This window comes from Chitinophaga sp. (assembly GCF_019236475.1).
In the GTDB taxonomy this organism is placed as follows: domain Bacteria; phylum Bacteroidota; class Bacteroidia; order Chitinophagales; family Chitinophagaceae; genus Chitinophaga.
The window spans coordinates 16861-28751 of record NZ_JAFAIX010000009.1; the positions used below are offsets into that span (position 1 = coordinate 16861).

General features: G+C 42.3%; 10 protein-coding genes and 1 other RNA gene. 10 read left to right on the forward strand and 1 reads right to left on the reverse strand.

The features are described from left to right. Positions 1-188 precede the first annotated feature (188 nt). The 8 genes from JO154_RS11250 (at position 189) to JO154_RS11285 (ending at position 9026) form a co-directional block, all read left to right on the forward strand. Positions 189-1685 carry a GH3 auxin-responsive promoter family protein gene (locus JO154_RS11250; protein ID WP_291945313.1) on the forward strand — a complete coding sequence of 499 codons (1497 nt, stop codon included), beginning with the start codon at positions 189-191 and terminating at the stop codon, positions 1683-1685. 90 nt (positions 1686-1775) lie between these two features. Next, positions 1776-2942, forward strand: coding sequence for a 1-deoxy-D-xylulose-5-phosphate reductoisomerase (locus JO154_RS11255; RefSeq protein ID WP_291945316.1), 1167 nt, complete (start codon positions 1776-1778; stop codon positions 2940-2942). 86 nt (positions 2943-3028) lie between these two features. Then, positions 3029-4369 carry an RIP metalloprotease RseP gene (gene rseP / locus JO154_RS11260; RefSeq protein ID WP_291945319.1) on the forward strand — a complete coding sequence of 447 codons (1341 nt, stop codon included), beginning with the start codon at positions 3029-3031 and terminating at the stop codon, positions 4367-4369. 94 nt (positions 4370-4463) lie between these two features. Further along, positions 4464-4838: a transfer-messenger RNA gene (ssrA, locus tag JO154_RS11265) on the forward strand. Between the two features lie 257 nt (positions 4839-5095). Then, entirely contained in the window at positions 5096-5884 is a 789-nt protein-coding gene (locus JO154_RS11270; protein ID WP_291946333.1) for an RHS repeat-associated core domain-containing protein, read from the forward strand. Positions 5885-6585: 701 nt separating this feature from the next. Continuing rightward, positions 6586-6855 (forward strand): hypothetical protein, encoded by a 270-nt coding sequence (locus JO154_RS11275; protein ID WP_291945322.1) that lies wholly within the window; start codon positions 6586-6588, stop codon positions 6853-6855. A 459-nt stretch (positions 6856-7314) separates the two neighbouring features. Continuing rightward, positions 7315-8376: a heparin lyase I family protein gene (locus JO154_RS11280; protein WP_291945324.1), complete on the forward strand. Its 1062-nt coding sequence runs from the start codon at positions 7315-7317 to the stop codon at positions 8374-8376. Positions 8377-8540: 164 nt separating this feature from the next. Further along, positions 8541-9026 (forward strand): hypothetical protein, encoded by a 486-nt coding sequence (locus JO154_RS11285; protein ID WP_291945328.1) that lies wholly within the window; start codon positions 8541-8543, stop codon positions 9024-9026. Between the two features lie 18 nt (positions 9027-9044). Here the strand turns inward: JO154_RS11285 and JO154_RS11290 are convergent, their stop codons facing one another. Beyond that, the gene (locus JO154_RS11290; RefSeq protein WP_291945330.1) at positions 9045-9488 is read right to left on the reverse strand and encodes a nuclear transport factor 2 family protein; all 444 of its coding nucleotides are present in this window, start codon (positions 9486-9488) and stop codon (positions 9045-9047) included. A 240-nt stretch (positions 9489-9728) separates the two neighbouring features. On the opposite strand from JO154_RS11290, the gene asnA reads away from it, so the two are divergent. Continuing rightward, positions 9729-10718: an aspartate--ammonia ligase gene (asnA, locus tag JO154_RS11295; RefSeq protein ID WP_291945333.1), complete on the forward strand. Its 990-nt coding sequence runs from the start codon at positions 9729-9731 to the stop codon at positions 10716-10718. 113 nt (positions 10719-10831) lie between these two features. Continuing rightward, positions 10832-11884 carry a metallophosphoesterase gene (locus JO154_RS11300; RefSeq protein WP_291945336.1) on the forward strand — a complete coding sequence of 351 codons (1053 nt, stop codon included), beginning with the start codon at positions 10832-10834 and terminating at the stop codon, positions 11882-11884. The last annotated feature ends 7 nt before the right edge of the window (positions 11885-11891 follow it).

The window sequence follows — 11891 nt, forward strand, 5'->3', positions numbered from 1 at the left end:
ATTCAACCAGATAAAACTTAATCTTTTCAAAGATACGTACTTTCCTGAATTTTAGATTTTTTTAACATTTTATTACCATATTTTAAATCATCATTTTTACTGTAAAAGGGATCGCATTTTTATATACATTTGTCGTTTACACTATATTATAATAGATGTCCAATCTCTCAATAATAAAATAACGAGGCATGAAGTTTAAATCACTGCTGGCCAAACCATTTGCTTCCATTGTGCATAACAAGATCAAGAAGGAAATGCTGAGGGCGGTAGAAGACCAGGAGCATATCCTGGAGGAGCTGATAAAAACAGGAAGGAAAACGGAATTCGGCGCGGAGCATAAATTGGATGCAGTCAATACCCACGAGGAGTTCAGACAGGCCATTCCTGTGCGCGACTATGAGCAGTACAAACCTTATATAGAACGTATTAAGCAGGGTAAACAGAACGTTCTTTGGAAAGGGCAGCCCATTTACCTCGCTAAAACTTCCGGCACCACCAGTGGTGTAAAATATATTCCCATCACCAAAGATTCTATCTCCAATCATATAGATACTGCCCGAAATGCGCTGTTGAACTATATGGGAGAAACGGGCAATACCGCCTTTGCAGATGGTAAAATGATCTTCCTTTCTGGTTCTCCTGAACTGGAAAGAGTAGGAGGCATCCCTACCGGCAGGTTGAGTGGTATCGTCAATCATCATATTCCAAAATACCTGCGTACCAATCAGCTCCCATCTTACGAAACAAATTGTATTGACGATTGGGAAACGAAGCTGGACCGGATTGTGGAGGAAACCATCAACCAGGATATGACCCTGATCAGTGGTATTCCACCTTGGGTACAGATGTACTTCGATCGCCTGATGGAACGTACCAATGGTAAACGTATCCGCGAAATATTTAAAAATTTTGATGTGATGGTATATGGTGGGGTGAACTTTGAACCTTACCGCGCTAAGCTGATGGCTTCCATCGGGGCGCCGATCCATACCATCGAAACATTTCCGGCTTCAGAAGGGTTCTTTGCCTTCCAGGATTCCCAGGAACAAGAAGGATTGCTCCTCAATACCAATTCAGGCATTTTCTATGAATTTATTCCTGCACAGGAAATATTTAACGAAAATCCTACCCGACTGTCACTCAAAGATGTGCAGGTTGGCGTAAATTACGCCCTGATTATTAATAATAATGCTGGCCTCTGGGGATATAATATCGGAGATACTATTAAATTTATCTCCACCAATCCGTATAAAATCCTGGTAACAGGACGTATTAAACATTTTATTTCTGCATTCGGAGAGCACGTAATCGGGGAAGAAGTAGAGTATAGTTTGATGAAGGCCGCTCAGGAAGAAAATGTACACATTACGGAGTTTACTGTAGCACCGATGATCCAGACAAACGGCGAACTTCCTTACCATGAATGGTTTGTGGAGTTTGAAAATATGCCGGCCAACCTGGAGGCATTCGCCAAAAAGGTGGATGAGAACTTGCGCCGGAAAAATATATATTACAACGACTTATTGACTGGCAATATCCTGCAACCCCTGAAAATAAGACCTGTACGGAAACAGGGCTTTATCGACTATATGAAGGCGATTGGAAAACTGGGCGGACAAAATAAGGTACCTCGTTTGAGTAACGACAGGAAACTGGCAGACGAGCTGACGCAGTATTTACAGTGATAGTATTCCAGGAGAAAATATAACTGCTGTAAACCAAATTTACAGCTGATCGTTCATGTATTGTTAACCGATAAAATGTAAATCACCGTAATGAATAAACGAAAAATTGCCATCTTCGGCTCTACCGGATCGATTGGTATTCAGGCACTGGATGTGATAGCGGCGCATCCCGACAGATTCTGTGTGGAAGTATTGACCGCCCAGAATAATGCAGACCTGTTAATTGAACAGGCGCTGAAATTCAAACCCAATGCAGTTGTCATCGGGAATGAAGAGAAATATAAGCAGGTTAAGGACGTATTATTTGATAAAGGCATTAAAGTATTTGCTGGCGCTAAATCCATGGTGGAAGTAGCTGCCTGGAATTCTATTGATATGATGCTGGCTGCCATTATGGGCTTTGCCGGTTTGGCGCCTACCATGGCGGCAATTGAACAAGGTACTGCCATTGCGTTGGCCAACAAGGAAACCCTTGTTTGCGCCGGCGATATCGTCATGGCTGCTGCTGCCAGGAAAAATGTGCCGATTATTCCGGTAGACTCCGAGCACTCGGCCATCTTCCAGTGCTTGTTGGGAGAACCGCTGTCGAAATTGGAAAAGGTGATCCTCACTGCTTCTGGTGGTCCTTTCCTCGGTAAAAAACCGAATTTCCTGATCAACGTGAAAAAAGACCACGCACTCCAACATCCTAACTGGAGTATGGGGGCTAAAATCACGATCGATTCCGCCACCTTGATGAATAAAGGACTGGAAATGATCGAAGCCAAATGGTTGTTTGGTCTGAAACCAGAAGATATTGAAGTGGTGATTCATCCGCAATCTATCATCCATTCCATGGTGCAATTTGTAGACGGTTCTCTGAAAGCCCAGATGGGATTACCAGATATGAAACTGCCTATTCAGTATGCCTTGGGATTCCCAGACAGATTACAGAATGATTTCCCTCGTTTCTCTTTCAGAAACTATTCTTCGCTGACATTTGAGCAGCCAGATACCAAAACATTCCGCAACCTGGCCATCGCTACGGAAGCGATGTACAAAGGTGGAAACGCTGCTTGTGTGATGAATGCTGCCAATGAAGAAGTGGTGAATGCCTTCCTGAAGAACCGCATCGGATTCCTCCAGATGACGGAAGTAATCGAGGAAACAATGGCAAAAGTCCCATTTGTAGAGAAGCCTACACTGAACGATTACTATGAATGTGACGCTGTAGCCAGAGAGCACGCGTCTTCCTTAATCAATTCAATTGTAATTTAACAGCAGTCAAAAATTAACAACAAATTTTGCCTTTATATCTGTTAAATCTGATATTTTACAGGCGGAATAAAAGCAGCATATACTAAATGACATTAGAGTTAATATTAGTGAAAGGCGGACAGCTTATTCTGTCGCTCTCTATACTGGTGGTTCTGCATGAGCTGGGCCACTTTATCCCTGCCAAGTTGTTTAAAACCCGTGTAGAAAAGTTCTACCTGTTCTTCGACCCCTGGTTTTCACTCTTTAAAATCAAGAAAGGAGAAACGGAATACGGTATCGGCTGGCTTCCACTCGGCGGATATGTGAAAATATCCGGTATGATTGATGAAAGCATGGACAAGGAACAAATGGCTAAACCCCCGCAAGAGTGGGAGTTCAGGGCCAAACCAGCCTGGCAACGTCTGATCATTATGATCGGTGGTGTTACGGTGAATATCCTGCTGGCTTTCTTCATCTATTCCATGATTCTCTGGTCTAAAGGATATACCTATATTCCTACCAAAGACCTGACTTATGGTATAAAAGTGGATTCCCTCGGTAAAAGCATCGGGCTGCAGGATGGTGATAAAATCATCTCCCTGGATAACAAAGAAGTAAAGGAATTTGATAAGATACCGGTATACATGATCCTCCATGGCGCCAAAACTATCCAGGTGGATAGACATGGTCAGCAGGTGGAAGTAGCCATTCCGCAAGGATTTATTCGTCGCGTAATGGGCATCATGAAAGGCGGTGGAAGCTTCATCGATCCTAATATGCCAGATACAGTGCCTTACGTGATTGGTAAAGTACTGGAAGGATACCCTGGCGATAAAGCTGGTTTGAAGGCAGATGACCGCATGCTGGCAGTAAACGGCGTTGCTACTCCGGATACGAAGGCCTTCATGACGGAAATGAAGAAGTATAAATCTCAAACGATTGATCTGCAAATCCTTCGTGGAAAAGATACCTTGACTGTTCATCCGGTATTGGATTCTACGGGTAAAATGGCGCTCCTGCCATTTAAAACCGTGACCATTCATTACTCCTTCCTGGAATCTTTCCCTGCGGGTGTAAGAATGGGCGTGGATAAACTGAATTCTTATGTGATGCAACTGCGACTCTTGTTTGTATCCAAAGAAGTGAAAGTGACGGAATCGGTGGGTGGTTTTGGTAGTATTGCCAAACTGTTCCCGGATCAGTGGAACTGGCTGGATTTCTGGCAATTGACTGCCTTCCTGTCGATTATCCTGGCGTTTATGAATATTCTGCCTATTCCTGCATTGGATGGCGGCCATGTGCTCTTCCTGATCTACGAAATCGTAACAGGTCGCAAACCAAGTGAGAAGTTCCTGGAATACGCCCAGATTGTAGGGATGGTATTAATTCTCGGACTCCTGCTGTTTGCGAACGGAATGGATATTTGGAGGGGAATTTTCGGTAAATAGCCACTTTTTGATAAAATTTTGAAAAAAGCATACAGTTGTCACAACTGTATGCTTTTTTACTTTGCGGAAAAGTTGTATATTTGTGGAATAATCAGGGGCTGCCTGGTTTTGACAGCATAGGTCTTTGAAAGTGTAAGCATGTCGTGCGTTGGATAATTAGCACGTTAATCTGAATATTCAAACTTTAAATGGCGAATCTAACTACGCCATGGCTGCCTAATCAGAGATTAGACACCCATTATAGCCGCCTGGAGTTGTCGCCTTATGCGACTCCCGCCGCTGAATCATCAAACCCATAGGGATAGGTACTCATGGTTTCTGTGAGTGAGTACCGAAGCTCAAACGGATAAGAACGAGGTTGGTTCGTTGCACCCCTGCCAAGTTCCGACATACTAATGTGTAAATAAGCATGTAGAAGCCTTTCGACGAATATGTTTGGACACGGGTTCGATTCCCGTCAGCTCCACAGATAATTTTTAAAAGCCGTTGAGTTTTTCAACGGCTTTTTTTATTGTAATACCACTCGTTTTTTCAACTTGCCTTGTTGGAAGTAATTCCTGACGAATGATGGCTATTTCGTTTAATTGTTTAAGTTTGTTGGAGTTTGATTGACCATAATCGAAATTAATAATTGATATCCCTTTATTCTGATTGACTGATAAGCATCTGTTGAGTAAAGCGCCTTACCTTATATTATGCCATCAATAATACTGTAGGCGTCCCCGCATTGAGTGGTATGACTATGGGGCGAGGATGTATGATCAGCAGATAGGAAGATGGCATGTACTAGATCCTTTATCGGAAAAAATGAGGAGGTATTCGCCTTTTAATTATGCTTTTGATAATCCAATTAGATTCATTGATCCTGATGGACAGGAGGCTACGGAGAATGAAACATCAGAGGATAATAAATCCAAGACACGTGCATTTAAATCGAGAACTATAGTAAATACATTTACATATAGCAATAAAAATCAGACAGTTGGCGTCGATAATATTACTGAAACTAACCAATCCATCACAGAAACGACGGATAAGAATACTGGAGATCGTATTGTTAATACTAGGGTCATAAAAACAACAACTACAATTAATCCAGATGGAGAAGTGGGTGAAGTACAACAAAGCATCTATACGGATAAGGTTCTATATAAGAATGATGAAAGTAATGGTCAAATTGTGGATAGAGGGGCAGTTACTTTGAAGGCGGATTTAAAAGTCACAAGTAAAGAGTTTCAATCTGCTGTCCAAAGTGTGGTCGATATTAAAACTGAGGATAAAAGAAGCCCCCTTCAAAATAAGGCGGATGCAATAAATTCGGCATTTTCCAACACAGGAAAGGCTCAAGGAGGTGTAGGAGTAATATTAGCCTATGCTAAAAAACTGAAGAGTGGCCCTGTTTCAGCCATTGTTGGTTTTTTAACATCAATGACAAGTGTAAGTCCTGAAGAGCTTAAGACTGTTATTCGCCTTGATGGGGACAACAAAGAAGTAAAAACTAGAGCAATACGTTAATATAATTATGAAAAAAACACTTGATATACTTGCAATTTTGTTGGTAACTGCTGCTTTACTACTTGAAATTTACTCTAGAGATACTATTGTACTGTCATGTATATACTGCATTCTAATTATTTTCAGTCTTTACTTTTATGGGGGTATAATACGATATAAGGAATATTTTTATCCTAAGGAAGGAGGACCTGTTTTCATTGTTATCTTAAAGGTTATATGTTTTTATGTTGGGGTGGTTGGGGTATTTACTATATGGAGTAACTGGTCTAGCTATCCTTTATACCTATTAATACCTAGATTGCTATTTTGGATTCTTGTTGGATTATTTCCTATAATTTATTTTAAGAATATTTGGCAGAAGTAGAATGATTATTCTCTTTTTTAAAGTCTAAACGTGAGCATGGTTGAATGAAAGTGGCGAAAGAGATTTTGAGACAGATTGGTTCTTCAATTGAATCCAGAAAAAAAATCTAAGGTTTCATAATAATTACCAATACTGGAATACGAAGAATCTGTAATAAACCTAGTATGCCGCAGGTACCGCCTGCGGCATTTTACTGGATTTCACACAATCTTATTATAGGATTTGAAGAAATGTGAAAATAGCTAGTCTCCATTACCGCCACCGACATCAAAAAGATATTAGAAGTGATCTCCTCCCCAAAAAATGTAGAGTTGAAAATTGGAAATTTCGGGGTATAATGGATTTTACCTGGATTTTTAATGGAGAAAATGGACGTTTTGCATCCGCCGTTTTTACGGAACTTTCACTTGCTGAAGATTGGGTCAGAACGCATAAATTGACAGGAGTATTAACGAAGTACCCTATTAATACTGGGGTGTATGATTGGGCTGTTAAAGAAGGAATGTTTAATGTGAAGAAAGAAGAGCACACGTCTTCACTATTTATAGGCAAATTCACTTCAGCAGGTCAGGAGCATTACCATTATGAAAATGGAGAAAGAGCTTGAATGCTGATAACATCCTACTTTAACTATGAAGATGTTTGTTGTAATGCTAATTTCTTGACAGCGGATAATTTACTTAAGAAAATAGGTAATGGTGCTCAGATAGTTCCCCGCTCCATTTTTGTAAGGAGTTGAAATGATTATTTCGGGAGACAGCCAGGCCTGTAATTGAATGAGCTCAAACATACACGATTACTGCGTGTCTCCCTAAAAGCATTTAATGTCTCTTCTTTCCTGGTGATAATTACTGTTCCTTTAATCCCTCTCATTGGGTTTATCGAATTCTATAACTCCCTATTAATCGGCATACCTCACAAATATGTTGTTATAATATTATAGAGACATTAGTTACTCTAATCAGAAATAAGCAAATTAATATCAGAAATTGCGAATCCGCTGCCTGATAAATTGCAATCGATTGCTTAGATTCGGAATATATTGTTCACCCAAATAAATTCCCTTATGAAAATCAATCAGGCGCTCATTACCTGCCTGCTGGGCCTTTCCTGTATCACAGGTTTGACCAATTGCGCAAAAGACAACAGTAACCCTGCAAATGCCAAGACTGGCAATGCCGGCGCTCATGTCGAATCTCTGCTTTTTAATGGCGATGCTGCCCTCGGCGCTTCCAACGTATGGAAGGTCCTAAACATCGAAGGTACTGGCACCATTACGGTAGATACAGACGCTGTTTACGGACCTGTCTGGAAGTTCTACAAACCAGCATTGAGTCATCGTACAGAAGGCCACGGCGCTAAGAACTATCAGGCCGCAGAAGGAGATGACATCTACATCGGATGGCGGTCCAAACTAGACATTCCTGCCAATCAGAATACCAATGCGGTATTCCAATGGAAGGCCTTCGGCACTACACAGCCAATGCTGCAGAATTATCCGATTGTACTCAGTACTTCTTCCAGCAACACTTTCCACCTGATGCACTATGCTCCTGGAAAAATTGGAACAGAAGTATGGGTGACGCCATTGTCTTCCAATGTTTGGAACACGATGGTACTGCATCTCAAAGTATCACGAGATTCTTCCATCGGCTTTATTGAGTTCTGGTACAACGGTACAAAGCAAACGCTGGTGAATGGTACGCAGCGTTATTATGCGCGTACCCTTGATGCTGATTACTGTGATCCTAAGTTTGGTGTATATGGCGGCGATCCGTCTGATATCACCAACTATGTACAGGGAATCAAAATCGGCACCACACTGGCAGATGTAGACCCAGGTGGCAATACGCCAGCACCGCAAGTGCTGGTATATCAAAACTGTAGCTATGGTGGCTGGAGCGCTAGTTTCGGACCAGGTCAATACAATACTGCTGCTATCGTGGCTGCTGGCGGTCTTGATAATGACGCGTCTTCCCTAAAAATTCCTGCTGGCGTAACCGTTACCCTATTTGACGGCGATAACTTCACAGGAGATTCGCTGGTATTAACCTCCGATGCAAGCTGTCTGAAAAACACCAGTACATTTAATGACCGTACGTCTTCTTTGAAGGTAAGAGTGAATTAGAACGAAAGCGAAAATTGTTGTAAACGGCCATGGGTGCAAACTGCACCTGTGGCCGTTTGTATTTAAAGTTTCGAGAAATTTTCAAGTTCAATTTTGGTGGATGATTATCAAATAAGTTTATCGATCTTGCCTCCGCTGATTTTTATACATCTTGAACTACAGCGATGAAGAAAGTACCACTGCCATTCGTAATACTGCTCTGTTTTTCCCTATCACTTGCTGCGCAGCATCATAAGGCGCAGTTTTATAAAGGGAAAGAATTCCGGGGTTATATTTTCGATACTACCTATCATACCAGTTACAGAATAGAGGGACAAAAATCCAGGATCGATTTATCAATCAAGGATATTGAAGACGCAGAAAAATTGCTAAAAAGAAACCTGGGAGTAGTTACAGTTGGATTGCCGCTTGAACGCTTTGGTCACAATATAGTTACCAGTTTAGCACAATATTACCGTCAGTATTTTGGCTATACCAATTGGAATGGTGATACCATTATCTGGATTAACCTGTCGTGTAATGAAGATCTTGAAGAAAAGGCCGCATTGGGAGAACTCGAAGTGATGGATGGTGGTAGCTGCTATTGGAATATAGAGGTAAATATTACCACACAGCGGTTATCAAACCTCAGTATACATGGTCTGGGATAGCAAAATGGTAGCTTATTGTTATAATTTCAATCCCACTTCCGCCACTCCTGTCGTGGCATTAAAAGGCACAGAACTATGTGATGCCACAATCTTCCATTCGCCCTGTAACTTCTCCCAGCAGAGGGTTTCTCGCCAATACCCCTCCAATTTATTGCCGTTTTTTAAATTAGCAGAGATATGCTTTATACAATTGCTGAATGCAATTGACTCTTCGGCTACTACTACTAACTGATGTGTAGTGAGACGCACAGGCTCTTCACTGAAATTGCCCGTCCAGGCAGTAAGTCGGGCTTTCACCTCCGAAACGCCATGCTGCTGCAAGGGCCCCACTACATCAAATATCTTTACATCATATTGATAATTTTCCACTGCTGCATTGAGATCCCGGTTGCTGATAGCCTGATCCTGCAAGGTTATCAACGCGCCTATATGGGTTTCCTCCCGATGATGATGACTTTCCATATTTCACTCTTTTATGCTACTTATTCAACACCTGAATGCACTGCTAGTTCAATGCATAATTAACAGATTTTGCTAAAATTTGACCTGATTTTGTTCATTTTACAATAAAATGGCCGTATTTGTTAAAAATATTTTATAATTTGGATAATATTTTTGAATATTGTCGCATAAATAGCGACTTTTGTAGAAAGTCATCTAACGAAATCATAAAATTAACATAGAAAACGCAACGGAAGTATTATGCAACCGACCGCCAAAACATCAGCACAAAGCGATATGCTCGCGAAAGAACAAATAATTGCACAGGTGAAGGATTTCTTCGCTAGTCAACTGTGCCGTCAGTTGTCACTGATTAAAGTGACCGCTCCTCTGTTTGTGAAATCCGGAACCGGTTTTAATGATGATCTTAATGGGGTGGAAAAACCCGTTCAGTTCCAATTGAAAGGGGTGTCCGAATCCGTAGAAATCGTGCAATCCCTCGCTAAATGGAAACGTATGCGCCTCCATGAGTTGGAAACACCTTCCGGACACGGTATCGTAACGGATATGCGCGCTATCCGCCCAGATGAGGTAATTTCTCCTATCCATAGCTTCTTCGTAGACCAATGGGACTGGGAAAAACGCATCAGCCAGCAAGACCGCTCTCTGGCATATCTCAAACAAACAGTGAACGCTATCTATCAAGCAGTGAAAGCCACCAATGATATGGTGGCCGCTGAAACTGGCCAAGCACTGGACCTGCCAGCAGATATTCACTTTATCCATAGTGAAGACCTGCTCGCTAAATACCCGCAACTCACACCGAAAGAAAGGGAAAATGAAATTACCCGTCAATATGGGGCGGTATTTATCATGGGTATCGGCGGACCACTGAGCAACAATCTCGTGCATGATGACCGTGCTCCTGATTATGACGACTGGACCACTGCCAACGAAGATGGCTACCATGGCCTCAATGGGGATATCCTCATCTGGAACCCTGCACTGAACAGCGCATTGGAAATCTCTTCCATGGGTATCCGCGTAGATGCTACTGCATTGAAAAAACAACTGGCACTCAAAAACTGTGAAGAACGCGCTACACTGGAATTCCATTCCAATGTACTGAACAGCGCCTATCCACTGTCGATGGGTGGTGGTATCGGACAGTCGCGTCTCTGTATGCTGCTGCTCCAGAAAAGTCATATCGCGGAAGTGCAATCTAGCATCTGGCCTAAAGGCGCTTACTAATAATTTCACTCTAGGAAAATATATACTTGAAAAAGCCACCGCGAGGTGGCTTTTTTATTGCGTTTGATCCGTATCTTCATGTATCCCTCAGTCATTTTTTTCTTACTTACATCATGTTCAAACTGAAAACCATTTTGGTTGTTTCCCTGTTGCCCCTGACCGGATATGCCCAGCAATATGTAGATGGGCCATATGTTTACTACAAAGGAGACAGCGCAATCGTGAAAACAATTTTTCAGCAGGAAGATCTAAAGACTGTTGAAACGAAAATCTATCCGAAAGATAGTACTCCTACCTTACATGCAGGTTCCTTTAAGGTGCAACTAAAGCGGGAAATCAGTATCCCTGCTGCCGTTAGCGCTCAACCAGACAAGGTATTTGTGCTGTCGGATATTGAAGGGGAATTTGATGCCGGAAAGCAGCTACTATTGGCAGCAGGCGTCATTGACCGACAGTATAATTGGACTTTCGGTAAAGGCAGCCTCGTGATTGCCGGCGATTTATTCGATAGGGGGCTGGCCGTAATGCCGTGGCTATGGCTGCTCTACAGCCTGGAAGATAAAGCCGCCGCGGCAGGAGGCGCGGTGCATGTGATCTTGGGAAATCATGACGTGATGCAGTTGAGCGGAGACTTCCGATACACAGATGCTAGCTATTTCAAAAATGCCTGGCTCATGGGACGTGACCTGCATACCGTTTTCGCCACGGATACGGAACTAGGCAGATGGTTGCGTAGCAAAAATGTAATAGAACAAATTGGCGATCTATTGGTCATGCACGCAGGACTATCTCCAGATTTGCTGCATAAACAATGGTCACTGGAACGCATCAACGAAATGGTAAGGCCCGCATTAGGCACTCCTAGAAAACAATTGCCAGAGTCCGTACAGATACTGTTCGACAGCAGGTCGCCCTTCTGGTACCGTGGCTATTTTATGGACCCTGCGGCCAGCATTGTTGTTGTCGACAGTACCCTCCAACTATATCATTGTAAAAAGATCATCGTAGGGCATACCATCACCGATACCACCATTGTTACAAAGTATAATGGAAAGGTGATAGGCGTGGATGTTGACCAGCACGAAGGACATCACAAAGGTCTCCTCATTGAAGGCAAAAAATATTATGTGATTGATAATACCGGTCGCAGAAAACCATTGGAGTAGCCATAAG

Bases quoted from the DNA above. Each gene is read 5' to 3' on its own strand.
- JO154_RS11255 (WP_291945316.1), top strand. From the start codon at position 1,776: ATGAATAAACGAAAAATTGCCATCTTCGGCTCTACCGGATCGATTGGT.
- asnA (WP_291945333.1), top strand. From the start codon at position 9,729: ATGCAACCGACCGCCAAAACATCAGCACAAAGCGATATGCTCGCGAAA.
- JO154_RS11280 (WP_291945324.1), top strand. From the start codon at position 7,315: ATGAAAATCAATCAGGCGCTCATTACCTGCCTGCTGGGCCTTTCCTGT.
- JO154_RS11250 (WP_291945313.1), top strand. From the start codon at position 189: ATGAAGTTTAAATCACTGCTGGCCAAACCATTTGCTTCCATTGTGCAT.
- JO154_RS11275 (WP_291945322.1), top strand. From the start codon at position 6,586: ATGGATTTTACCTGGATTTTTAATGGAGAAAATGGACGTTTTGCATCC.
- JO154_RS11300 (WP_291945336.1), top strand. From the start codon at position 10,832: ATGTTCAAACTGAAAACCATTTTGGTTGTTTCCCTGTTGCCCCTGACC.
- JO154_RS11285 (WP_291945328.1), top strand. From the start codon at position 8,541: ATGAAGAAAGTACCACTGCCATTCGTAATACTGCTCTGTTTTTCCCTA.
- rseP (WP_291945319.1), top strand. From the start codon at position 3,029: ATGACATTAGAGTTAATATTAGTGAAAGGCGGACAGCTTATTCTGTCG.
- JO154_RS11290 (WP_291945330.1), bottom strand. From the start codon at position 9,488: ATGGAAAGTCATCATCATCGGGAGGAAACCCATATAGGCGCGTTGATA.